Annotated in this window: 26 protein-coding genes and 1 tRNA gene; 16 read left to right on the top strand and 11 right to left on the bottom strand. The window is 60.0% G+C overall.

Annotated elements, in window-relative coordinates:
- Positions 1-70 precede the first annotated feature (70 nt).
- The 3 genes from VGG51_14580 to VGG51_14570 are packed head-to-tail and all read left to right on the top strand — an operon-like array spanning position 71 to position 2,269.
- Positions 71-1,240, top strand: coding sequence for a beta-galactosidase (locus VGG51_14580; protein HEY1884251.1), 1,170 nt, complete (start codon positions 71-73; stop codon positions 1,238-1,240).
- A complete protein-coding gene (locus VGG51_14575; GenBank protein ID HEY1884250.1) occupies positions 1,233-2,015 on the top strand; it encodes an SDR family NAD(P)-dependent oxidoreductase in 783 nt (260 codons plus the stop codon). The genes VGG51_14580 and VGG51_14575 overlap by 8 nt, the downstream gene beginning before the upstream one ends.
- The gene (locus VGG51_14570) at positions 2,012-2,269 is read left to right on the top strand and encodes a hypothetical protein (GenBank protein HEY1884249.1); all 258 of its coding nucleotides are present in this window, start codon (positions 2,012-2,014) and stop codon (positions 2,267-2,269) included. The genes VGG51_14575 and VGG51_14570 overlap by 4 nt, the downstream gene beginning before the upstream one ends.
- A gap of 44 nt (positions 2,270-2,313) precedes the next feature.
- Here the strand turns inward: VGG51_14570 and VGG51_14565 are convergent, their stop codons facing one another.
- The 5 genes from VGG51_14565 to VGG51_14545 are packed head-to-tail and all read right to left on the bottom strand — an operon-like array spanning position 2,314 to position 5,789.
- On the bottom strand, positions 2,314-3,135 hold the full coding sequence (locus VGG51_14565) for a metal ABC transporter permease (GenBank protein ID HEY1884248.1): 822 nt from the start codon (positions 3,133-3,135) through the stop codon (positions 2,314-2,316).
- Positions 3,132-3,920 (bottom strand): metal ABC transporter ATP-binding protein, encoded by a 789-nt coding sequence (locus tag VGG51_14560; protein HEY1884247.1) that lies wholly within the window; start codon positions 3,918-3,920, stop codon positions 3,132-3,134. The genes VGG51_14565 and VGG51_14560 overlap by 4 nt, the downstream gene beginning before the upstream one ends.
- Entirely contained in the window at positions 3,917-4,804 is an 888-nt protein-coding gene (locus tag VGG51_14555; GenBank protein ID HEY1884246.1) for a metal ABC transporter substrate-binding protein, read from the bottom strand. The genes VGG51_14560 and VGG51_14555 overlap by 4 nt, the downstream gene beginning before the upstream one ends.
- On the bottom strand, positions 4,786-5,178 hold the full coding sequence (locus VGG51_14550; GenBank protein HEY1884245.1) for a transcriptional repressor: 393 nt from the start codon (positions 5,176-5,178) through the stop codon (positions 4,786-4,788). Before VGG51_14550 ends, VGG51_14555 begins: the two co-directional genes overlap by 19 nt.
- 35 nt (positions 5,179-5,213) lie before the next feature.
- Positions 5,214-5,789, bottom strand: coding sequence for a hypothetical protein (locus tag VGG51_14545; GenBank protein ID HEY1884244.1), 576 nt, complete (start codon positions 5,787-5,789; stop codon positions 5,214-5,216).
- 127 nt (positions 5,790-5,916) lie between these two features.
- On the opposite strand from VGG51_14545, the gene VGG51_14540 reads away from it, so the two are divergent.
- From VGG51_14540 to VGG51_14530, 3 genes are all read left to right on the top strand, one after another.
- Positions 5,917-5,992: transfer RNA gene (locus VGG51_14540), tRNA-Ala, on the top strand.
- 79 nt (positions 5,993-6,071) lie between these two features.
- On the top strand, positions 6,072-6,239 hold the full coding sequence (locus tag VGG51_14535) for a hypothetical protein (GenBank protein ID HEY1884243.1): 168 nt from the start codon (positions 6,072-6,074) through the stop codon (positions 6,237-6,239).
- 543 nt (positions 6,240-6,782) lie between these two features.
- Positions 6,783-6,962, top strand: coding sequence for a hypothetical protein (locus VGG51_14530; protein HEY1884242.1), 180 nt, complete (start codon positions 6,783-6,785; stop codon positions 6,960-6,962).
- A gap of 2,927 nt (positions 6,963-9,889) precedes the next feature.
- Here VGG51_14530 and VGG51_14525 read toward each other — a convergent pair.
- The 3 genes from VGG51_14525 to VGG51_14515 form a co-directional block, all read right to left on the bottom strand.
- Positions 9,890-10,996, bottom strand: coding sequence for a hypothetical protein (locus tag VGG51_14525; protein HEY1884241.1), 1,107 nt, complete (start codon positions 10,994-10,996; stop codon positions 9,890-9,892).
- A 167-nt stretch (positions 10,997-11,163) separates the two neighbouring features.
- The gene (locus VGG51_14520) at positions 11,164-11,826 is read right to left on the bottom strand and encodes a hypothetical protein (protein ID HEY1884240.1); all 663 of its coding nucleotides are present in this window, start codon (positions 11,824-11,826) and stop codon (positions 11,164-11,166) included.
- A gap of 96 nt (positions 11,827-11,922) precedes the next feature.
- Positions 11,923-12,612, bottom strand: coding sequence for a hypothetical protein (locus VGG51_14515; protein ID HEY1884239.1), 690 nt, complete (start codon positions 12,610-12,612; stop codon positions 11,923-11,925).
- Between the two features lie 195 nt (positions 12,613-12,807).
- Here VGG51_14515 and cas1 point away from each other — a divergent pair, with 195 nt between their 5' ends.
- Complete coding sequence (cas1, locus tag VGG51_14510) at positions 12,808-13,932, top strand: CRISPR-associated endonuclease Cas1 (GenBank protein ID HEY1884238.1); 1,125 nt, start codon at positions 12,808-12,810, stop codon at positions 13,930-13,932.
- Between the two features lie 364 nt (positions 13,933-14,296).
- On the top strand, positions 14,297-14,662 hold the full coding sequence (locus VGG51_14505; protein HEY1884237.1) for a hypothetical protein: 366 nt from the start codon (positions 14,297-14,299) through the stop codon (positions 14,660-14,662).
- 24 nt (positions 14,663-14,686) lie between these two features.
- Here the strand turns inward: VGG51_14505 and VGG51_14500 are convergent, their stop codons facing one another.
- Positions 14,687-15,178 carry a hypothetical protein gene (locus tag VGG51_14500; GenBank protein ID HEY1884236.1) on the bottom strand — a complete coding sequence of 164 codons (492 nt, stop codon included), beginning with the start codon at positions 15,176-15,178 and terminating at the stop codon, positions 14,687-14,689.
- Positions 15,168-15,623: a MarR family winged helix-turn-helix transcriptional regulator gene (locus tag VGG51_14495; protein HEY1884235.1), complete on the bottom strand. Its 456-nt coding sequence runs from the start codon at positions 15,621-15,623 to the stop codon at positions 15,168-15,170. The genes VGG51_14500 and VGG51_14495 overlap by 11 nt, the downstream gene beginning before the upstream one ends.
- Positions 15,624-15,691: 68 nt before the next feature.
- Here VGG51_14495 and VGG51_14490 point away from each other — a divergent pair, with 68 nt between their 5' ends.
- The 7 genes from VGG51_14490 to VGG51_14460 all read left to right on the top strand — a co-directional run bounded on the left by VGG51_14490 (position 15,692) and on the right by VGG51_14460 (position 22,556).
- Positions 15,692-15,898: a hypothetical protein gene (locus tag VGG51_14490; protein HEY1884234.1), complete on the top strand. Its 207-nt coding sequence runs from the start codon at positions 15,692-15,694 to the stop codon at positions 15,896-15,898.
- Positions 15,899-15,906: 8 nt separating this feature from the next.
- Positions 15,907-16,431 (top strand): sulfite exporter TauE/SafE family protein, encoded by a 525-nt coding sequence (locus tag VGG51_14485; protein HEY1884233.1) that lies wholly within the window; start codon positions 15,907-15,909, stop codon positions 16,429-16,431.
- Between the two features lie 153 nt (positions 16,432-16,584).
- A complete protein-coding gene (locus tag VGG51_14480) occupies positions 16,585-17,136 on the top strand; it encodes a cation transporter (GenBank protein ID HEY1884232.1) in 552 nt (183 codons plus the stop codon).
- A gap of 489 nt (positions 17,137-17,625) precedes the next feature.
- On the top strand, positions 17,626-17,919 hold the full coding sequence (locus VGG51_14475; GenBank protein ID HEY1884231.1) for a hypothetical protein: 294 nt from the start codon (positions 17,626-17,628) through the stop codon (positions 17,917-17,919).
- A 318-nt stretch (positions 17,920-18,237) separates the two neighbouring features.
- Positions 18,238-19,167: a glycine-rich protein gene (locus VGG51_14470; protein HEY1884230.1), complete on the top strand. Its 930-nt coding sequence runs from the start codon at positions 18,238-18,240 to the stop codon at positions 19,165-19,167.
- Positions 19,168-19,176: 9 nt separating this feature from the next.
- On the top strand, positions 19,177-20,478 hold the full coding sequence (locus VGG51_14465) for a choice-of-anchor tandem repeat GloVer-containing protein (protein ID HEY1884229.1): 1,302 nt from the start codon (positions 19,177-19,179) through the stop codon (positions 20,476-20,478).
- Positions 20,479-21,116: 638 nt separating this feature from the next.
- A complete protein-coding gene (locus VGG51_14460) occupies positions 21,117-22,556 on the top strand; it encodes a serine hydrolase domain-containing protein (GenBank protein HEY1884228.1) in 1,440 nt (479 codons plus the stop codon).
- 114 nt (positions 22,557-22,670) lie between these two features.
- Here VGG51_14460 and VGG51_14455 read toward each other — a convergent pair whose 3' ends face one another.
- On the bottom strand, positions 22,671-22,943 hold the full coding sequence (locus VGG51_14455; protein ID HEY1884227.1) for a hypothetical protein: 273 nt from the start codon (positions 22,941-22,943) through the stop codon (positions 22,671-22,673).
- A 240-nt stretch (positions 22,944-23,183) separates the two neighbouring features.
- Between VGG51_14455 and VGG51_14450 the strand changes: the two genes are divergently transcribed.
- Positions 23,184-23,474, top strand: a complete 291-nt coding sequence (locus VGG51_14450; protein ID HEY1884226.1) for a hypothetical protein — start codon at positions 23,184-23,186, stop codon at positions 23,472-23,474.
- Positions 23,475-23,634 lie beyond the last annotated feature (160 nt).

The raw sequence follows: 23,634 nt of genomic DNA, 5'->3' as shown, positions 1-23,634 counted from the left end.
CTTGGGCCATCGCTGCGCGCTTCGCGGCTTCTACCAGGTTGTCATCCTGCGCCGAGTCGAAGGGCGTGTCATGTCGCGATTTCTCCTCGGCGTCAACTATTGGCCGCGCCACAGTGCGATGTATATGTGGCAGCGCTTCGATCGAAGTGAGATCGTCGAAGACATGACGCGAATCAAAGCCTTGGGCCTCGACGTCGTTCGCTTTTTCTTGATGTGGGAGGCCTTCCAGCCCGAGCCCGGTTCGATGGACTCCGAGGCGCTGCGGAAGTTCGACTCCGTCATGGACGCGATTGCGGCTGCCGGTCTGCGCGCGATGCCCACGCTGTTTTGCGGACACATGAGCGGGGTGAACTGGCTGCCCGCGTGGACGCTCGAGCGCGAGCCGACGAAGGGGCGCTTTCGGACGATCACCCGCGACGGCCCCGTCGACCGCGCGATCGGCGATTTTTACGCCGATCCATATCTGCTGCGCGCCCAAATCTTTTTTGCCCAGCGCGTCGGCGAGCGCGTACGCGAGCACCCGGCGATGCTGGCGTGGGATCTCGGCAACGAGTTTTCCAACTTGCGGCAGCCGGAAGGGCCGGAGGACGCCGCGGAGTGGAGCCTTCGCCTCACGCAGACGCTGCTCGAAGCCTCGGGCGCCGGTTCGACCGGCGGAATGCACGGCGAGGATCTCGACCACGATCGCAATCTGCGCCCGTCGAGCATCGCGCAACCGTGGATCTTCCCGACCATGCACGGATACCCGGTCTACAGCAGCTGTGCGCGCAACCGTCTCGATACGAACGTCGTCCCTTTTCTCTGCCAGCTGCAGCAGTCGTTCAGCGGCAAAGCGGTGCTCTTCAGCGAGCTCGGAAACCCCGAATGCCCGCCGGGCGTCAACCGCGTCAGCGGCTTCGCCTGTCTGGACGAGAACGAAATGGCGCTCTACGGGCGCGGCGCGATCGACCGGCTTCACGCGCGCGGCGCCCTCGGGGCGTTCTGGTGGTGCTGGGCCGACTACGATCTCACGCTTGCGCCTTTACCGCCCTTCGATCGTGCACCGCACGAGCTGCGTTTCGGCGTCGTTCGAAGTGACGGCAGCGAAAAACCGATCGCGCAGATGCTCTCGCAGTTCGCCGCCGAGCAGCGTGAAGTGATGCCTGCGCCGGCGCCGATCGCCGACGAGGCCGAGCACTACGATGGACTGCCGCAGAGCATCGAACGTGAGTACCGGGCCTACTGCCAGACGCATGCCTGACGCGCAACGCACGCTGATCGTGACCGGCGCGAGCTCCGGTATCGGCGCGGCCTTGGCGCGGCTGGCGGCCGGCAACGGCTACCGGCTGGTCGTCGTCGCGCGCCGAGCCTCCCGCCTCGACGAGCTCGTGCAAGCGATTCGCGAACGGGGCGGGACTGCCGTCGCGGTGGCCGGCGACATAACCGCTCCCGCGATGCCGGAGCGAATCGTACGCACCGCGGCCGATGCCTTCGGACGCATCGACGTCGTCGTCAACAACGCAGGTGCGGGAACGTTCGGTTCGCTACTCGAGCAAAGCGACGCCGAGATCGAAGCGCAGTGGCAGCTCAACGCGGCGGCGCCGCTACGAATTGCACGGGCTGCCGTCGGCCACCTAGAGGCGGTGCACGGCCAGCTCGTCTTCCTCGGTTCCGGCGCCGCGCGGGTTCCGCTTCCGCAGTACGGCGCGTACGCGGCGGCAAAAGCGGCGATTCGGGCCGCGGCAATTCAGCTGCGGCGCGAACTGCGCCGGCGGGGCATCTCCGTTACCTACGTCGATCCCGGGCTCGTCGACACCGAGTTCCATACCTCGATCGGAATCGTGCGTTCCGATGAGGTGCGCGCCGCCGATCCGCAACGCGTCGCGCGGCGGATTTTGCGCGGCATCGCGCGCCGCGCGGCGGTCGTCAACGCCGTGCCGTGGCAGACCGCGGGGACCGCGCTCGGCGAATGGTTCGGCACGCTGGCCGATCCAATCGTCGTTTCGCGTTTTTCGGCGCGGCGGAGCACGTCGTGAGCGACGCATTCGAACGCGCGCTGGAACCGCTCGGGCGCCGGATGGAACGCGTCAAGCTCCCGATGCAGTTTCTGCGCGAGGCGCTCGTGCCGGGCACAACGCTCTCGCTCAATAATCTCGCGATGCGCTGGGCCGGGATGCCGAACAAGAACGAGCGCGCCGCCATGCGCGAAGCGCTCGACGCCCTCGAAACGGCGGGCTTCCTCGAAGCGGCCGGCGACGAAACCTGGAAAGTGTTGCGCCCCGCGGACTAGGCCGCGAACGTAAGGCGCCCAAAGCGGCGCGTGTGTGACAGGCGTTAGATGCGCACGAGGCGCTTGACACCGATGGCGGCAAAGAAGAGCAGCGTCGCCAGCAGCACGATCGTGGCGCCGCTCGAAGCGCGCACGTAGTAGGAGAGGTAGAGCCCGCCAACGGTGCTCGCGGCGCCGAAGAGCGCGGCTAAGGCCATCATCGGCGAGAAGCGCGACGTCAGCTGATACGCGGCGGCTGCGGGGGTGACCAGCAGCGCCGCCACCAGCACGATGCCCACGGCCTGCAGCGATACGACGATCGTCAGCGCGAGCATCACGAGCAGCGTGTACTCGTAGGCGGGCGCGGCAATGCCGCTCGCCTGGGCGACCACCGGGTCGAACGTCGTGTAGAGCAAACCGCGAAAGAGTACGGCGACCGCGACCGCGACGACGGCGCTCAATGCGACGATCAGCCAGAGATCCTGCGCCTGCACGGCGAGAATATCGCCGAAGAGAAAGCTCTGCAGATCTACCGCGTAGCTGCGCTGCTGGCTCATCAGATAGACGCCGAGCGCAAACATCCCCGTGAAGAGCACGCCGATCGTCGTGTCGAGCGAGATTCTGCCGCGGCGATGCACGAATCCGATGCCGACCGCTGTGAGCACGGCGACGATGCCGGCACCGATGTAGAAGTTGGCGCCGCGCAGATAGGCGATCACGATGCCGGCGAACGAGGCGTGCGCGATGCCGTCGCCGATGAACGAAAGCTTGCGGAGAACGACGTAGGTGCCCATCGTCGAACACAAGAGCCCGACGGCCAGCGCCGCCACAAAGGCCCGCTGCATGAACGCGTAGTGAAACGGAACGGTCAACGAGTCGAGGCTCACGAGCGGATCTCGGGGTGCGCGGCATGCGCCGCGTGCGGCTCGTGATCGTGCCGCAGATGGCCGTGGGTATGCGTGTGTTCGCGGATCGCGCTATACGCACCCGACTCGACGACCTCGCGCGGCGTTCCGAGCGCGAGGACGCGGCGATCGAGCACGAGCAGGCGGTCGAACCAGTCGTCGACGCGATCGAGATCGTGGGTCGACATCAGGACGGGCAAGCCGCCCCCGACGAGTTCGCGCACGATCTTGCGCAGCGCTTCTTCCGTCGCGGCGTCGACGCCGGTCGTGGGTTCGTCGAGCAGCAGCAGCTCGGGCTCCTGCGCAATCGCGCGGGCGACGAACGCGCGTTGCTGCTGACCACCCGAAAGGTTCGCGATGTGCCGCCCGGCGAGGTTCTCCATGCCGACGACATGCAGCGCCTGATGTACTGCCTCGCGGTCGTGCGCGCCGAACCGCTGCCAAAAATGCAAACGCGCAAAGCGGCCCATGGCGACCACGTCCCAGACCGTCGCCGGAAAGGACCAGTCCACCGCTTCGACCTGCGGCACGTAGGCAATCGAACCGGCCCCGAGCTTCTTGGGGATCGACCCCAGCACGCACAGTTCGCCGCTCGAAGCCGTCAGCAGGCCGGCGATCGTCTTGAGGAGCGTCGACTTGCCGGAACCGTTCGGGCCGATAATCCCCAGCGCTTCGCCGTAATGCGCGGTAAACGTCGCGCCGACGAGCGCGGTAAAGTCTTCGTAGCGCACGACGAGATCGCGCGCTACGACGGCTTCACCCTTCATCTGAGCGATTGGACGATGACGCTCGTATCGTAGGTCAGCATCGCGATATAGTTGGCGACGCGCGGATCGGTGCCGATGGAGTCGTCGTACAAGTTCTCGACGATTTTGATGTTCGCGCCTTGCGCCATCGTTTCGAGGATTTTCGGGCTGTACTCCGGCTCGCTGAACAGGGCGCGCACGTGGTGCCGCTTAGCGAGATCGATCAGCTCGGCAATCTGCTGCGGATTGGGCTCCTGGCCGGGATTGCGCTCGACAAAGCCGAGCGTCACGATCCCGAAGCGGTCGTTGTAGTATTGCCAGGCGTTGTGATAGACGATCATATAGCGCTGTGCGGGCGGGATCATGTTGATTTGCCGCCGGATCTGCGCGATGAGCTCGTCGAGCCGGTGGTTGTAGCGAAACGCATTGAGCCGATAGGCGTCTGCGTGCGCCGGGTCGACCGTGATGAGCGCGTCGCGAATCTTGTCGACGTAAGCTTTGGCGAGCACCGGATCCATCCACAGATGCGGATTGAGATTCTTCACCGGCAGCCCTTGCGCGCAGACCACGATGTGAAGCTTCGAGGCTCCGGCATCGTGCAGGAGCCGGTCGAGCCAGGTTTCGAGACCGGCTCCGTTCTCGACGAGCAGCTGCGCGTCGGCGATGCTCGCGACGTCTTGCGGCGCCGGAGCAAACGTCTCGGGTGAGGCGCCGATCGGCACGATGTTACGGACGCTGACGTACTCGCCTCCCACTCCTTGCACGAAGGAGTTGAGCGTTGAGATCGTTGTCGCGACGTTGATCTTTCCGACGGCGGCTTCGCCGGCGTTCTGCTGCGACGCGCCGTGCGCGCAGGCAGCGAGAGCCAGTGCGAGCGCGACGAGGACTAACTGCAGTCTCGGCATGTTCCAGAAAACTCCATCGCGTGGCCGTCGATCCGAAAGCCGTGCAGCGCCCGCAGTGATTCCGCAAACTGCTCGGTTGCCGCGCAGTCGACGTCCTCGACGCGGCCGCACGAGCGGCAGATCGCGTGGTGGTGATGCGGCGCGGGGCCGCAAAGCATGTAGCTCGTCTCGCCGTCGGCCTCCGCGCGTTCCGTTACGTCGCCCTTGGTGCGCAGGTGATCGAGCGTTCGATAGACCGTCGATAGCGAAACGGGTGCTCCCATGCGTCTGAGGCGCTGATGAATCTGCGCTGCGGAGAGAAAGCGCGGCTCACGCGCGAGGATGGAAGCAATCCACTCGCGCGGGCGCGTGACGTACTCTGCCCGGCTGGCCACGGCCTATCTCATTTGCGAATAGTTCGCAAAATCCCCTAATGCGGTGAAGGGGTGGTCAGCGGTGTCGGGCTCGGGCAGGTGGCGGCGAGCGCTTTGGCTTTGTCGCGTATACCATCCCGCCAATAGGCAGAGGTGTCGGCCCAGCTCGGCAAGGTGAGATCGACGGCGGCGGCCCGCGTCTGCACCTTAGGAACGATGTCTTTGAAGATGGCGGGCACCGCACCCCCGCCTTCGTTGATGAAGTTGGCCATATCGAGCCACGCATCGGCGAGCATGATCGTGGGAAGGGCCTGAGCGGCGGCCGGACACGAAGCGTTCAGCTTCGCGGCGACATCGGCTTGGAGCGTCAGCGCCCAGGCGGCGGTTGCCGCGACCTCGGCAAAAAGCGAGGCACGGACTGAATCGCCGGAGCAGATGCTGTCGAGGATCTCGCGCTCCTCCTGCATCGTCGTAAGCACTTCGGCTACGGCGCTGTAGCGTTCGAGCAACTGCGATGGACTGTTCCCGGCCGGGTGGCGATCGTAGTCGCGGATGCGGGCGTAGCCCTCATCTACCGTCTGACTGTTGCAGCGACCGGCGGCCGCAGCTGGAAGGGGCAGTGGAGCCTGCATGCTGCCAAGGGCAACCGTGGCGCATAGGAGGACCAGCAGGCCGAATGCACGCGAGCGCTTCCTCATTGGTTTTGACAGGTGCCCAGCCCGGCGCGTACAATCCTCCAGGTCGCTTCGGCGGACCCTTGGGGATGTAGCTCAGCTGGTAGAGCACTTGCTTCGCATGTAAGGGGTCGGGGGTTCGAGTCCCCCCATCTCCACCAAGAAACGCGCCGATTTCATAAGGCTTTTTGGAATCGGCGTTTGATTTTTCGGAACGGCATCCGATTTTTTGACGACCATTTGACGACCAATCTCGACGGTCGCGAAAACGCGATCCATCGTTTCGGCTGCCTGTCGGCGTGCGCCCTCGAACATGTGACCGTAACGGTCGAGCACCATGCGTGTATCGACGTGGCCGTTGCGTCGCGCGACCAAAATGGGGTCAGCACCCTCCTCAATGAGGAATGAGTTGGAGGAATGGCGCAGCGAGTGAAAGTCCACGTCAGGTAATTCGGCGCGGCGCAGTAACGGCTTGAAGGTACGGCGGATGAAGTTACTCTTGCGCAGCGGGTTGCCTTGGCTGTCGGTGAAGACGAGCCAGCCATTGTAGCCGTCGGCACGGCGGGCGCTGTGCCAAGCTCTGAGCGCGCGCAGAGTCAGGTCGGGGAGTTCCAACGTGCGCCGGGAGGCTTTAGTTTTGAGCGGTCCGAGCGTAAGCCTACCGGCGACATCCTCCGTTAGTTGTCGCACAATGGCGATGGTGCGCTTTTCGAGATCGACGCAGTCCCAAAGCAATCCAAAGAGTTCGCCCTCGCGCATCCCGAGCGTCGCAGCCATGATAACGAGCACCTGGGTTTGCCCCTCGGCCATTTCCATTAGCCGCTTTGCCCCGTAGCGATCGAGAACGAGCTTCTCCTTCGGCTCGTAGCGTGGTGCGGACACAAGAGAACAAGGATTGAAGATGATCTTGCGTTCCCGGAACAGCGCGTTGAGCGCGGCATTAAGGGTCGCGTGTACTTGCTTGCGGGTGGCGGTGCCTACCTCGAGCTCCTTCAGCTTCCGGAGCAGCACCTTGACATCATCGACATCCAGGTCGGCAACGCGACGCGCGCCGATGTGCGGGACGATGTGGCGGTCGACGGCGTGCCTTCGCAAGCGATAGGTGTTGGCTCGCCACTCTCCGTCTGCTAGCCATTGTTCGAGGTATTCTTTTAGCGTGAGGTCGAGATCCATGGGGAGTGCATGGCGAGCCGCATAGCGGCGCATCTGCTCGGCGACGTCCTGGCGCGTCTCACCGTAAAAGCTCTTGCGCGCGAGTTTGCCGGCACGTGCCCCGGTGCGCAGCTTCCCTTCCCATCGGCCATCCTTCCGCCTATGGAGTGTCCCTTCGCCACGTGCTCGACGAGCCATGACCTAGCGACGATTTCTGTGACGCATATCAACGTGACGCTGAATGCAGTCACGGACAGCGGCCGGCCGAAAGCGGCGCGAGCCACCGAGCTTCACCGATTCTAAGAGGCCCCTGCCGATCAGCTCGTACAGTTTCGATTTTTTGCAGCATAGGGCGGCACATACTTCTTGGGTGTCCATCAGCGGTTCGACTTCATGATGACGTTTGGACTCCATGCTTAAGAAACCCTATGGGCAGTATCATTGAATTAATGCTCGTCAGAGGCGCAAAGCGCGAATCGCTCTGACTGCCGATTTTCACCCGCATTAATATGCGGGTGAAAGTGCTGCTTATCTCTGCACCACAATTATCGCTTGCCGCTAAGAAACAGTCAAGGCTTGCAGCACCCGTGTAGGAGCGCCTGCAATCCGAACTCGAGTTGTGTGGAGGTCGTCGAGTCGGGTATGGCTCACTGTGCCACTTCGACGAGACCGCTCGACCCAAGAGTAATCGTGCTGCCGTCCTGAAGCCACAGACGGACCGCATCGTCCTCAGTAGAACCCTACGTCTACGATTAGTTCGAAACCCGCGAGCCGCCGGACCAGCATGCCGCTTTCAATCTCCGTCGCGCGCGCGAAGGTTGTGCCGTAGATTTCGATCATCGCTTTCCTTCCGCGGCCTCGACACTGGCGCTGCCGCAAGGAGGAGTAACAGCGCGCGTAGGGACCCACGCGCAAGGCCGAAGCGGAGCGCAGCCGCGTCAGCGGTTGCCTTGCGCGCGGGAGCGCCAGCGCGGTAGCTTGGCCGGTGGCGGCGCCGATATCGAGGCCGCGGTTGGAGTACGAGCGCTTTTTCGCAGTCTGTTAGACAGCCGTTTAGGTTCCGAGCATCAAGCCCGAGAAAAGTCCACCAGAATAATGAAATTCTGCAAGCGCCAACGGGAATCGAAAGCGATACCACAGCGCAACCCGAGACGACTGACGACGACGGAAATGGGCACTTCTAAGGAAGATGCCGCGTTTCATGTTGTCTCCGGTTGCCGCGGGTTGTCGGAAGTATGTGGGCCAAATGTGGGCCACACAAACCTCTCGCGGCCGTTGACTCAAGGACTAGCTGTCGGCGCAGGCTCTGGTGGATAGTAGGATCCCGGCACGACCGCGCTTCGATCGCCCTTCTTCCAGACTCGACCGGCGACGAACCGCAGTTCTTGGGCGCTGCAGATCACGTTAGCGGGGCGGATCGGGAGTCCCACGATAAAGTGATACAAGAGGGATCGCTGCGATCGGTGACCCCTCTTGGCTTCGCCAACTGTCAGTGTTTGTTGGCTTTCCAGATCTTCATTATCGGCTTCGTACTTGGTCGATTTTTATAGTCAGTCTCGTAAGGCATCCCCTTATTGGCAACATTTGTGATCGCGGCGGACTAGAGAACGCCGTGCGCAGCGCCCATCGGGCTTGCGCACCGGTGGTGCGGAACACTTGTCCGCTGGTGCGCCGGCAAGGCGAGGTTTCGTCGACGGGCCGCCTTCCAGCGGCGAAAGAGCGAACACTTGTCACGTGGCACACTGCTTCAACGCGCTCGTCCGATTCCGCGTAACTAGGCGAAAGCGCCGGGTCCCGCTCTCCCGCTCTGAGGTACACGTGCGCGTGCGCGCGCACACAAGCTGCAGACAAATGACGGCTCAACGTGCCTCCAACGACATCGCGGATCACGAGCGTCGATGCTTTTTTCCCATGCTTACTACCGCCCCCTGGGGAGCGTAGAGGCTTTGCGTCACCTCCTTCGTGGGAGTCGAGCCGCCTGCCGGATAGGGCCAGACTTCGGCCGCGCCAGTGTTGCTGTTCGCGTTTGCATCTGCTCCGACCAAGGTGGCGCCCTCAGGATGCGCGCGATTCTGGCCGGTCACCCAAAACTGATAGACATCCGTCGCACCACCGAGACTTGTCGACCCTACGACGGTCGCTTGGTCAAGCTGTGATAACCACGATGGGTCTGCAAGAGGACCGGCGGCCGATCGCCTTTGGTTCTCCCGTGTTCGATGTCTCGCAACTCTGCAAGGAAGAGGACCTCTTACTCATTTCACGGACGATGCGAGAGCGTTGGCCGAAAGGATCGGGCGGAAAACGCCGGTTCGGGCGCTACATGGCGCGGCATAGGGTGCTCGGCTATCAGACTTGGAAGGAGGATTAGGTCCGTCACTCCGATATTCGCAGACGATCCAGGGACTCGGGCGACTCGATTACCTTGCGGATGTTTCCACGCCACCAAGGTTTGCCTATGGATCAAACTCGCTCTTAACGCCTTCAAGAGCGGAGTTAGCGCCCTTTGGGGGTCGAGCAATCTCGACTTCCTCGCCTTCACCATACCGTGCTCGGTAATAGAAGTGCCCGCCCTCGTACCGCATAACTTCTGGTAGTAGCGCCTCTTCCATTGGTTTATTATTTATCATGCTCTCATTTCGGTCAAAGCGAGGGGATAGATCGACGTAGAGAAGTCGCCTAACCCGTTCTTTTTGTTCCTCAGTCCATTCGTTTTGGGCGCCACCCGCGCAGATTAGTAAGAACCCCATGTATTCGAGATAGCTCCGCGACGTTGCTGGGTAGAAGCGGTGCACGACATTTTCATGGATGCGCTCCCAGGTCTTGTGCGTAAATGGCCTGCGAAAATTCAAGCAAAGGGACGAGGTGTCACGGCCCACGAGGCCTCCCAACAGTTCCACGACTGTTATCTAGGACCGTTGAATGTCTACGGCCTTGTCAATCGTGGCAAGCTGCGTCAACGCATCGCAGGCCGCCTGAGCAAATCCTGCGGCAATGGATAAGCGCGAATGGAAACCTTCGATATCTGCCGCCGCTTCACTCTCCACGATTGTAGGATGCCACTCGCTCGGATTAGCAATAAAAATGCAATCGCGCCCAAGCAGCGACACAATCTTGTCAACCGCATCCCATGCGCTCATGCGAGCCTCGCTGTCCCCTTTTTGCGCCTCCTTCGCTATCCGATAGCAGAGATCGCCGAGCACTTCACTTAGGTACCTCAATCCCCGATTGATTCGTCCGGCAGACACTTCGCCACTTGTGAGGTAGGTCCGGATCGCCCGCGTTAATGCTTCAATGAATATGTCGATGCCTTGTGAGGCCATCGTGACTCGCATCGTATAATCGAGGGCCGGATAATCAAAGAGCCCGAAACTCTCTAAGAGCCGAGGGGAGCCGAAGATCGTTTCGTATATATTGAACGCGTGGGCGAGCCCATCAGCTCGATACTGCTTGTATAAGAACGAATTCGGATCGGCATAGAGGCTTCTCATCAAGGCTGGGATACTAGCGGGGGTGTATCCGGCCGAAAACCCGACCTTCTCGGTAACCAAGAAGATGTGTTGGAGTCCGGCGAGCCGTTTGGTGGTTAACTCTCTCACTACGCCGTCATCCGTAAGGATCACATCCAGAACTGCACGAGCGTAACGGCGCCCTTCGGTGGCGTTCAGACTTCCTGCTCCATCGGCCAGCGTCGTAAAATTGTAAAGCAGTACGTCGAGCGCGGCTGCTCGATCGTCCGTCGCGGCCAAGTGCCATCCAAGCGTGTGATAAAACCGAGCCGCATTTCGTACGTTAAATAGGCCCCTTCGAATGCTAGCCAGGAGCAGCAAGGATACCGGTGCGGCAACGAACGAGAGATATGCCAGCACCTGATACGGGAACGATTCGAATAACCACGCCGGGTGCCAACATGGCTGAAATCGGTCTAGGCCGACCGCGATTATCGTTAGCACCGCGCCGACCAGAGCAAGAATAAGAAAGAGATAGCGTTGCCAAAAAGGCCTGATCTGTAGCACGACGGTCCACGTAGGCCTTCGCAGTTGGTAGACCGCAAGGACGAGGCCGATTGCGGCTAGAGCGCCGCCAAAATCCAGGTACATCGCGGTAACAAGCCCTCCAGATAGCGCACCGCGGAACCAGGTCGTAGTTCAGCAGACCGTGGGGAGAAGCACTCGAAGTCCCGCTAGGCAGGCGCAGGCTGTCGTTTCAGCCCTGCCGTGCCCCTTTCCTCGACCTGGCTGAGAGCTGCCTCAAGCCTTGCAATCGTCTCAGGTTGCGGCGTACTTCCCGCATTGACGAACTCCTGAACATGACGACGGCTCAGCCCGCTCTCCCGCGAAACCGCCTTAATACCGGCCTCGCGTACTCGCGCGCGCAAGACGTCGAGCGCCTCTGCGGGGTTGACGTACTTGATCATGCTCGTCTCGCTAAGCATCTCCGCTGTCAGCGCCTCATCGCTATCGGTCGGGTCTACGATAACTTCCTTACCGATAAGGGTCACCGACTCAACGCGAACAGGCCGTGCGATCGTCAAACCGCGCATCGTGTTAGGACCCGGCTCCGCTCCATCGGCGCAGAGGCGCTTGACCTCGAAGCTGTCGAGTGTCCCATGTAAAACGCTCTCATACGAACGAAAACGGCGCATTGGCGTCAGCTTCCCGCAACGCAGGCAACACCATTCCTGCGAAAGCCAATCAGCCGGATTATCAAACAGGAAACATGATGGCCGCTGGTCGCCGCAACAAGCAGTGAAGCCTTGTGCAAAGTCGCTAAAGGAACGTGTTGGCGTTGCAACGATGAGAAAGTCGAATGGCCTGATACTCGGATTCCGCAGGTAGGGCTTCATAACTGACCACGTTGAGAGGGTCAACTGTGCTAAAGCGGGCTGCTGCTCCCAGACAAACGATTCGATCGGCCGTCCGAACGCGCGTACCTTCCGTTGCTACGCGAGCCGAATCCATTCGCGGTCACGGTCTCCAGCGATCGGCGATTGATATTGCCCGAGCGCGTGCGCGGAGTATTTACGGATTACCGGAGCGTCGTTCGAGTCGAGATTAAAGAGGGCATACACTTTCTCCGAAACGCCGTAGAACCAGAGCTGCGTTGGCGTCTTCTTATCGCCCGCAAAGTTCTCGGCCTCGGGTTTCAAAAGTGGACCCGTTCCGCTGCGATACGGGTTAAGCGCTTCGAAGCGCTCGCGTATTTCCTTGATGCTCTTCCAAGAAAGTGCGCGCACGCTGTGCCGACCATCGGCGAGGCGATACGGACCCCCATCGCATGGTACGAGCTTGCTTTGCTCCGATGCCACGACGATAAGACTGTCGGTGTCGCAATATGCGACTTCGCCCCCTGCCTTTGCAACGTCATGGAATCCGAGCGCCAGCAACAGGCGCGCTCCAGCCGTGACAAGCGATGCGGTCGGGAAGAAGCAGAACCGTCCGGGGCTCTCGGGCCGATTGACGTAGGTCGTGAAGTCGCTCTCAGCATAGACCTCGACGGCTCGCGGCGTCGGCTCAATGTCTGGATCAATGTCAGCGGGATTCGTTTCGGCAAAGTCGCCATACGATCCGGAGTTCGCAACGACTTTGAACCCGGTATTGCGTAACTCGTCATCAAGCGGATTGTCGCTCACGCGTTTCCGTTCCTCGATGAGAACACGGAAGAAGTCATCCGTGCGAGGATCAATCGTCACCTCGCCCCGAAAGGCGACCGACCGAAGCGAGTCCTGAACGCCGACCGGACGCAGCCTCCAAGCCTTCACGATGCGAGGGAGCGGTTCACCCGCGATCGCCGCCGCTGCGAGGTCAGGTCCCGCGTACCATAGTGGATGCTCGGACTCAACCGGTCCGAGGACGATGTTTCTCAGCGACTTGGCGTATTTCGTTGGAACCTCTACGCGCGCTGGAAGAAACGCCCCGTTGGGTTCGACCTGGGCGAAGAATGCGAGCTTCGGCCATTCCGATTTGTCGAAGAGAATCTCTGGCTTCTCGGAGACCGCAGCGAGAAGTGCCTGAGCCTCCTCCGGGTCTACGGCGATCGGCTCAAGTCTCTGGGGAATCAGGTGTTCAAACCAGACACTCAGGAGCGAGAAAACGGTCGGGTACATGGACGCGAAGTCGAGATAGACACATGGAACGGCGATTACGGGATCAGCCTGCGGGTATTGTACGGCAAGCTCCGTATTGAGGACGGGATTGGCCCGCATCGTCGCTCGATCGCCCTCGACCGCGCGGGCTCAGGACTCGAACGGCTTGTCCTGCTAGGCAAAAGCGGAACGGTCACGCTTGAGGCCCTCGCATGGCTGCGCGCGATTGGCGCGACACTTATCCAGCTTAATCCCAATGGCGAGGTTCTCGCACATTCGGTTCCATTTGGATACGACGGCTTGCCGATCCGCCGCCCGCAAGCGCTCGCCGTCGCGACCGGACTCGACGTGGAAGTCGCGCGAGGTCTCATCGCACAGAAGCTCAACGGCCAGCGCGCTAATCCCTCACGCCTTCGTGTAAACCTTCAAGGCTTCGATGCGCTGTGTGAGACGCTGGATCGCGTGAACTCCATCGAACAGGTGCGCATTTGCGAGGCACAGGCAGCGGCGATCTATTGGAATGCGTGGTCATCCGTGCCGATACGGTTGCGAGGTCGGGACCTTGCTCGCGTCCCGGCGCGATGGGCGCGGTACGATTCCCGCTCTTCGATCCTGACCGGCGCACCTCGCGCCGCGACTAATCCGGTTAATGCATTGCTCAACTATACGTACGCGCTTCTTGAATCGGAAGCGCGCCTCGCACTCCTCGGCGCTGGTCTCGATCCGACCTTAGGCGTGCTGCACGCCGACCAGAGGAATCGCGATTCGTTTTGCGCTCGATGCCATGGAACCCGCTCGGCCCGATGTAGACGCGTTTCTGCTCGATCTGCTGGAAGGTCGGACTTTCATCTCGCGCGACTTCGTTGAACTTTCAAATGGAGTCTGTCGAGTTGCCGCACCGTTGACCCATGAACTCGCACTGACGCTGCCGCATTGGCGCGAATGTCTGCGGCCGATCGTGGCAAACCTCGCACAAACGTTCCGCGACGCGCTCAGTAATCGAAGCATTGAACCTCGCATGCGTTCCGTTAGCGCGGCCGTGCGTCGAACGAAGGCCGGAGCCCAGCCTTCCCCGCTCTCGCATACGCCTCGCAAAACCTCGCAGCCCCGGCCGTATGCCGCCAAGCTGTGGGGCGCCCCTCATGCGGAGGGCCTCGCAGCGAACTCGATCCCTTGTGCGTTGTGCGGTAAGCCGGTACTCAAGCGTCGGCGCCGTCATTGCGACGAATGCATGCCCAAAGCTCGTCGCGAGCATGGCCTGCGCGCAATCGAAGCCGCTCGCAAAGCCCTCGCGGCGCAGACCGCAAGCGGTAACGATCCGCGCCGCGATCCTGGGATGAACCAGAAGCGAGGCGAGGCAATCGGCGAAGGGCACCGCCAAAACCGACTGTGGACGCAGGGGCATCGTGGGAGTGCTCGCGATGATGCATGGTTCATGCGCGAGGTCGTGGCCAAGCTCAACCACCTTACCCTGAATGCGATTGCGAAAGCGACGGGCTTGTCCCTCGCAGCCTGCTCGCGCATTCGCGCTGGGAAGCGGGCACCGCACCCACGGCACTGGGACGCTGTGGTCGCACTAACCGACGGCTTGAAATAGGGGGATATCTATTACCGTTAGCCCCTACATCTGCATGTCGCAGTGATTTATCTTACCTGAGTTGTGGTCACTCTGCTGCGCTGCGAGCCATTGGTGAATGGCTGAGATCAGAGTTTGATCGGTACTGCCGAGAGTAATCGCTGCTCCACTCGGCGTTTCGAAGTAGTGTACTGACATACGAGAAGAGCCCGCTTTTAACTGAACTAGGCCGGGCATACTCTTTCCGTGGATATACGCCGGGGCGGAGTAGTCACCCCGCGCAAACTTCGCTGCCTCCTGAAGCAAATGCGACCGAACGAGCGCGATCTGCGTAGGATTCATGTCGTGAACTACGATTTCAACGACACCTCCAGTTGCGCTTGGCAAGAACATGTGCATCGCTTGGGCCTGGTCGAACGGCATCACCTGCTCGCCGTGTTCCATGACCATATTCTGGTGCGCATCATCCGCTCGAACTACAAATGGGAATGCAGCGAGCACCAAAGCCATGATGGCCGTATAAGCATTACGCTTCATTAAGTACCTCGGATAGAAGAGAGAGTGAATCCAAGAGGGCCTCGCGCTTCTGCGCGGGTATTGCATCAAAGACCTTAGCGAATCGCGCCCGCCGCGAAGCGGAGAGACGATGCACCGCCTTTGATCCAGCCGCGGTCAGCCGGAGCCTCAACAATCGAGAATCGTCCTTGTCCCTCAAGCGGTCGAGCCAGCCGCGTTGTTCGAGCATCTTAGATAGTCGGCTGACGGTGCTCTTCTCTAAATGCAGTCGCGCGGCGAGCTCATTTTGAGAGATGCCAGGGTCGTGGGCGAGCTCGAAAAGCGCCTGAGCTTCCCCCACGGAAATCGGCGCTCCGCAAGGGGTTTGGTCCGGCCGATGCAATCCGAGCGCGCGGATCAATCCGACGATCTGCTGCTCGAAGGTAACGGGCGAGACCCCGGTAGTTCGACGGCTCAACAGTTGCATAATACAACTATTCCGACGCCTCGTCAATCAAAAAGTTTCTATACTGCTCTCGCGAACGATCTTAGCTGATGCAAGGCAGTCTGGCGCTCGATCTACTATTAGGCCTCGCACTTGGCTACGTCGCGGGTACGTTCGGGATTACCGGAGGCGTTATCGCGGCGCCGATCCTCGGCTTTCTCGGCTTCAGTCAACAACTGGCTCAGAGGACCAGTCTTGTGATGCAACTTCCGGTCGGCGTCATCGCACTTTGGCATACGCCCGCCGAAGCCGCCTAGACAGGCGTTTGATTGCAGCAACCGCAGGCGGTTCCGCGATCGCAACCTTCATCGGCGCGCACATTGCAGTTCACCTGGCAGAACAGTCCATGCGGAAAGGCTTGGCGGTTTTCCTCGCAGCTTTGGCAACGTTCACGATCTTCAGCGCATTTTGGCGACAAGCTATGACCAGGAGGCTTCAATGGCCCTCTGCATCGGCGATCGGAGCGAGCGGAGGATTCTGCTCTGGGCTGTTCGGAGTTGGGGGGGCGACGTTTACGATCCCGTTGTTCGCGTTACTTTTCGGGCTCTCTCAAACGGAGGCCCAAGGTATGGGGATCGCTGTTGTGCTGCCCGCAATAGTGATCGCGATTTCGACTTACACACTTGCAGGCTTTGCAGATTGGCGCGTCGGTCTGATACTAGGTACCGGAGCCGTTCTTAGCGTCGGTTTCGGAGTTGCTCTCGCGCACAAACTGCCGCAACGTGCGCTGCGTGTGGCGCTCTGCATGATTCTATACGTTGGTGCGTTGGGGTTATGGTTTCGTGGTTGAGACCTTCCGATTCGCCGCGAGTTTCGCATCCGCCGAAAGTAGTTTGCTGGGCCACGAGGAAAACAGGATAAGCAATTGGAGCACCTAGTCAATAGGCCGCGAGCCACCCTTATACGGCACGCCTTTGTTCTCGAATGGTTAACCGTTGCGTGGATGATCATAGAAGCTGCCGTCGCCATTACTACGTCTATCATGGCCCGCAGCCTTGTCCTAATGGCATTCGGTCTGGACAGCATCATCGAGCTTTCATCCGCCGGTGTGCTAATGTGGCGATTAGCGGTCGAACTAAAAGCGGGTCTCGCATTTCCCGAGGCGATTGAAATACGCGCGAGCAAGGTAGCTAGTGCGTTGCTATTCGCTCTAGCAGCGTATGTAATCCTGACGGCCGGGTCGAGTCTTTGGTACCGGGTCGGCGCGGACTTCTCGCTCGCCGGACTGCTACTAGCTGTCATTTCCATCCCGGCAATGTACGCGCTCGCTCGGGCTAAGCTCAAGACTGCGGAAAACCTTGGGAGTCGAGCATTGCGTGCGGATGCTATCGAGGCGATTACCTGCGGCTATCTCGGTGTGGTCGTAGTTATCAGCCTCGTCGCGCAACTGATTTTTCGTGTTTGGTGGGTCGATGGCGTTGCCTCACTAGCGGTTGTGTTCTTTCTTGTAAGAGAGGGCAGGGAAGCCTGGCGCGGATACGACTGCTGTAAGTGATGTTGGCGCCCCGATCCATCATGCTCGGGCACCCATCGCGAGCCGATGCAAAAGCCGTACACTATAGGTTGTTTTGACACGCTGCAAGTTTTTGCAAAAGTAGCTCGCAAACCCCACGAGCTTCGTGCGACGGTCGAGACGTGGCGCGCGATTGCGAAACGCCCCATTTTACGGGATTGTTTGCGATCACACGGATCGCCGAGCGAGGGTAGGGGGCGCCGTTTCGAGCCCCTTCCTCTATGCCCGCAGAGCCGCGTTGCGGGATAGGAGTTAGAGCCTCCCAAAACGAGCCCCCCGGCCAGGCTGAGCTGCCATGCCGCTGCGAATCGGGTCGACCGTTGACCCCAAGAATGGAGACATGGGACCGCGCGCCATCACTGTCGTCCCCACGAACGTTGGGAAGCTGAAGAAAGATCAGATTCTTGTTTTCTTCACGCGGGAGACACCGTTCAGTGGGATGGTCAATATCTTGCAGTCGGCGATCAGGCGATGAAGGGCAAGCTCTTTACCGGCTTCTATCGGGTGCAAGTCTCGGGCTCAGCAGCAACAATCGTCGGTTCAACCAAGCTGGTCGGTGGCTGCGCCTCTACTGGCCACACGTCGATTATTCAGCCTTGGATTCATGGCTCATTCGTGGTGGGTGGAAACACCTTTTGCTCCCAAGATTTCGGCTACTGGGCTTATCCGCAAGGGCGCCGGGAGCGGAAGACTATTAAACAAGCTGTCGCACCTTACGCAGGGGACGGCGCAGCGGTCAGCGTCCCAGCGGACGGGAACGAGTAGAAGCCGAAGTTCATATTTACTTTGTTAGATGGCCAAAAGAAGGCTCAGTCATCTAGCAATTGCACTAGCATGATGCGGTCCAATCTTGTTTCGCCTAATCTAATCACGGATAGGTTAGGCGCCGGCGGGAAACGATGGTGGCTTTCATCCACCCCCACGGCTTTGCCCTTCCCCACGGCTTCGCGATCGCGAGGCCGTGTTGGCTTTGCCGAGCCGAGGCGGCTTTGGTGGTGGCGCCGAACCTTTGAAGGCTGCCGATCCGTTGAGACTGCGAGGGGAATAGAAATGAGGATACTCGGTTTTGGCCGAAACGCGCTCTTGAGCTGCGCGGCTGTGGCAATGCTCGCAGGGTGCGGCGGATCGCAGCCGCCGATCGGCGCGCCGGGCGCGATGGCGCAAGCACCGGATAACAAGGCACAGTCAAAAACTTTCAAATTCACCGGCGCAGCGCAGACTTTCGTTGTGCCAAATAACGTGACGGCAATAACCGTCACCGCTTACGGCGCGAGCGGCGGCAAAGACGGCACGAATTACGTTATGGGTGGTGACGGCGGCGTGGTTAAAGCCGTGCTACCTGTTACGTCGGGAGAAACGCTCTATGTCCTCGTCGGCGCCGAGGGCGTCAACGGTTACAATGGGTTAGCTGGTAGCGGCGGATTCAACGGGGGAGGCGCCGGAGGTGCTGGCGGTTATACCAATAGCAGTGAGAATGGAGGTAACGGTGGCGGCGGCGCTTCTGATGTGCGGCAGGGCGGTAGCGCTCTAGCAGACCGCGTTCTTGTCGCGGGCGGCGGCGGCGGTGCCGGCGGAGCCTTTTTTCAAGGAAGCAACGGCTCCGGTGGAGCTGGCGGCGGAAAGATCGGCGGCAAAGGGAAAGGCGGCAATAGCCCCACCGACGGCGCAGGCGGTTTTGGTGGAACGCAAATGCGCGGCGGTAAAGGCGGCGCAGGCGGCGCGTACACGCAAGGCCGTGGCCACGCCGCGCATGGCAAGCGAGGACAACTCGGGAGCGGCGGTACCGGCGGCTGCTGCAAAGCGAGGCAACTCACCAGTCCAGGGGGCGGCGGTGGTGGTGGTGGGTTCTATGGCGGTGGCGGCGGAGGCGAGGCAGCATTCGGAGACACCGGTGGCGGTGGCGGCGGCGGCGGATCATCATACGTCGAGTCGAGCGCGAAGGTTTTGAAAAACCGTCAAGGTGCGGCGCGTTCTGGAAACGGTAAAATCATTATTTCATGGCAGTTGCAGTAGGTTGATAAAATGAAGATAGCTCTACGCAATAACTTCACTTTGATAAGTTGCGTTCTTGTCGCGCCGCTAGTTTCTGGATGCGGCGCATCGCAGCCGCCGGTCGGCGTGCCGGGCGCGATTCCGCAAAGCGGCGCAATGGCTCAGCGCTTTCAACATCCTACCTTATCGCTAGCGCGAGCAACCAGCACCGATGGCACCTTTCCCACGACGCGATTAGTCCCCATAAACGGCAGACTGTATGGCACGACCTCATACGGCGGCGCCTATTGTCCGTCACGCAGCTTTGGCGGCTGCGGGACCGTGTTCAGCATCACGACACGCGGTACAGAGACGGTATTGCACAGCTTCGGCAAAGGCTCTGACGGTGTCGGGCCGTCAAGTATGATTTTCGTCGGTGACGGGCTTTATGGTACCACCTCGAGCGGCGGCGCTCACGGCAATGGCGTCGTATTTAGCATTACAACGAGCGGCGACGAGCACGTGTTGCATAGTTTCGGTAAACTACCCGACGGGAATGAGCCCACCGGACTTACCAACGTTCACGGAACGCTGTACGGTACGACATACTCCGGCGGCACTTACAACTTTGGCACCGTTTTCAGCGTCACGAAGAGCGGCGTGGAGCAGGTGGTGCACAGCTTTGGCGAAGGGTGCAGCAGCAGGTATTGCGAGGCCGGCTATAAACCGTACGGACGCCTGCTTGAAGTCGGCAACCGGCTGTACGGCACGACGTATGGCGGCGGAGCGGATAATGACGGCGTTGTGTTCAGCATGAGCGCGACTGGGCAAACAAAAGACCTTTACAGCTTCATCACCGACCCTCCCAGCGGTAATTCTGCACAGGCAAATGGCGGCCTGATCGACCTCGGTGGCGTGCTCTATGGTACGACGTACGCGGGCGGAGTGTCTTACGACCAGGGAACGGTGTTCAGCGTCACCACAAACGGCACTGGGAAAGTATTGCACAACTTCGACGCAGGTTGCGGACGCGTCGATGGCGCTCGCCCAGCAGCGCCCCTGATCGATGTCAACGGCACGCTCTACGGCACGACAACCGCCGGAGGCAAATACGGAAGCTCCGTCTATTGTGACGGTTCCGGAACCGTGTACAGTGTTACCCCGAGCGGCAGAGTGAAGGTGTTGTACTCCTTCGGTTCAACGAGCGCCGACGGCACATATCCGCTCACGGAGCTGACCAGGCTGAACGGCAAACTCTACGGCACGACGTATTATGGAGGCGCCTGCAACGCTGGCACCGTCTTCAGCATCACCCTAAGCGGCACTGAAAAAGTGCTGCACAGTTTCTGCTGAGACGCTACGCCCAGCTACTGAGCGGCGCGCGATCGAGACATGCTTCTCTTCACGAACGTATGTCTATTCGCGTCCAGGTGCACGGTTTAGGCGTTGCGCTGACGACGCTGGCCTGCGGATCGCATCTTGGTCGGCGAGCCATAACCCTCGCGGAAGCAAGCGTCACCGGACGTTCGAAGGCCCTTATGTAATACGCCTCAGTGAACGCCATAGTGGTTATCAAACATTGAAAGCCAGAGCTGATGCACAACGCATGGAGCATGCATCATGGGACCGCGTGAAAAAGCGTTATCCCATATAGCTTTTTCGACGTTGCCGAGTTTTTGCAAACGTGAATGCAAAACGTGCGCGATGAGCAGCCGCGAGGGGTGCTGCGAAAAGTCCTTATTCTATAGGCTTTTTTGACGATGGCCGGCGATCAGCGAGCTGGGCCAGGGGTGCGGCGTTTCGGCTCGTTCCTCTATGCCCGTGACGCTGCGGCGTCGTGGCATTTCTTGTATTTTATCTCCTTGGTGCTCCGCGATCGAAAGACCGCGACAGGGGCAGCGGGCGCGACGCCAGTCAGTCGCGTGTGCTCTCTCACTCGCTTGTCGCTCTGCGGGCTGGCGTAATCCCAAGAATACGGTATAGACTGGGCTATGCGCTGGATAACAACCCTTTGGGTCGCTCTTGTTCTTGCGTTGACCTGCGACGTTACCTCCGCGTTCCCCGCTACATCGTCACCCGCTGATTCCACAGTCCTACTAGCCTCGGCCGACGTTGCCACAGCTGCCCTTGGCCGCGAGAATATACCAGGCGTACAGATCGCGGTTGTTCAGGGCGGCCAAATCATTCTCGATCAGGGGTATGGCGTTCGTGACATTGGCACGCGCCGGACGGTAGGTTCGGACACACTGTTCGAGATCGGATCGATAACCAAGTCGTTCACCTCCGCTGCGATCCTGCAACTCAAAGAACGCGGGCAACTGAAGCTGAGCGATCGGCTGGGACGGTACGTGCCGGAGTATCCTCGCGGCAAGGATATCACCGTTGAGCAGTTATTGCAAATGACGAGCGGCATCCCGGACCACATTAACGACGTCCCAAACTCCGTAGAAATTATATCCGCGAGCCCGGGGAGCCTCGATGCAGCCCTCGCACTGATCAAGAACATGCCGCTCAACTTCGAGCCGGGCACGCAGTCGGTCTACAGCAACACGAACTACCTGCTGCTCGGAACGATCATCGCGCGCGTTTCGCACATGCCATATGACGAATACATTTCCAAGAACATCTTCGCGGCCGCCCACATGACTCACAGCACGTTCCTCAAAGACGAGCCGTCCTTGCCAAATATGGCAGTCGGGTACACCTCAGTTGCGGCAAAGAAGCTGAAGGTTGCCGGACACATCGGTTACGGCTGGTCGGGGGGAGCGGGGTCTATCATTTCGACGGCGGGAGACCTTGCCGGATGGGACAGTGCCTTTTTCAGCGGTCGCATCATATCGGTGGCTGATGCGAAACTGGCGACGACGCCCCTTTATATCAATGGCAAATCCACGACATACGGGCTAGGGTGGAGCATCGACGCGATTGACGGCATCCCGGTAATCTCCCACGATGGCGGGATGTTAGGCTTTACATCGATCAACGATGTCTTCCCCACGCTCGGTCTGAGCATCGTCGTGCTAACAAATAGTGGCGATACGCCGCCCGACAACATCGCCAAAAATATCCTCGCGAAGCTAGACCCGGAGTTTGCAAAGAAGCGCGATATTGCGGCTGCCGGCGAAGATGTTCAAATAACCGCTAAGACTGAAATGGTTTGGGCGGAGCTTCACTCGGGAACCATCGACCGATCGGAACTGACGCCCAATTTGAACAAAGATTTAACGCCAGATCGGGTCGTTTTCATGCATGCACATTACGCTGGGGCCGGAGCAGCACTGCGGTGGATTTACAAAGGCAAGCAAGGATGGCCCGACGGTAGCACCACCTACTCGTATCGCGTTCTCTTCAAAAATGGCTTGGCGCTACTTGTTGCAGCAACAATCGCCAAGGATGGCAAGTTCGCCAACGTAGATACGCAATACGACTGAAGAGCCGACCACGAACGGAAGATCGGGCCGCACGCGGCACGCTCAAATCAACAAATAACGAGAGCATACAAAAACGATGACGTGGGCCTTGCGCGCGGCCCGATTAGCGAATAGCTAATTGCGCCGCGGTTCACGCAAAGCGGCGTGGCTGTCCATGGTTGGGAGGATGGCTGTAGCGTTGTCCGTTGCGCTAATATTATCAAAGCTGATGGTTGCGGTTAAAAACGTTCTGTCGTGACGGAATACGAGCGGCTCTAGCGCGGTCTCGTCCTTGATGTAGCTGGTGCCATCGACGCTTTGGAAGGTCACGAGCCAGGCTACATTTGACATGGGCGCGTCCGTAAAGTTGCCTTTGGTTTCGAGCTGAACAATCTGGTAGGTGTACACATCAACCCAGAGCTCTCTGATCCTGTACCGATCCAGGCGGATTGTCGGCTGAAGATGCAAATGATAAGTGTATAACCCTCCTATTGTTTCCGTTCCAACTAAAGAGACGTCATATACATGATCAATCGACGTAACGGTAGCGATCGTATGTAAAGTCGATGTGTTGGGCGGATTTGGCTCCCGGTTCTCGGAGTGGCCGGGCCAGCCGTGCCTCGGACGGGCATTCGCGATCGTGACTCGTTGAGCGCCGCGATCGCGCAGCTGCAAGTCAACGAAATGCTGAGCGTGATTGCGAACGATCGGATTCTTTTCCTGACGATCTCGCGCTACGATCACGCGACGAATCCGCTGTTCGAGCGTCTGGGCAACGGTCAGCTCTTCTCGCTTCTCGAAGGTGACGGCCAGTATGACCCTGGAGCCGTCGGTAACGCCATTCTGACCAACCCCGATGCCATAGAGCAGCATCTCGAGGCTCCGCTGCAGGCCACCGCTGCAGGTCATCCCCTGCCGACGATCTCTGATGGATCATGATCTGCTAATGACCAGGGTTTGAAGCTGCCCGGGTTCCGTGGACACTTTCCACTTTGTGGAGAAGGGTCCACCAATGGTCAAAAAACATCCGCGAGCCTACCCCTTGGAGTTCCGGGTTAAGATCGTCGAGCTGGCTCGCGCGGGCCGGCGCCCAGAAGAT

Source organism: Candidatus Cybelea sp. (genome assembly GCA_036489315.1).
Lineage (GTDB): Bacteria > Vulcanimicrobiota > Vulcanimicrobiia > Vulcanimicrobiales > Vulcanimicrobiaceae > Cybelea.
This window is presented reverse-complemented; position numbering and strand designations above follow the sequence as displayed.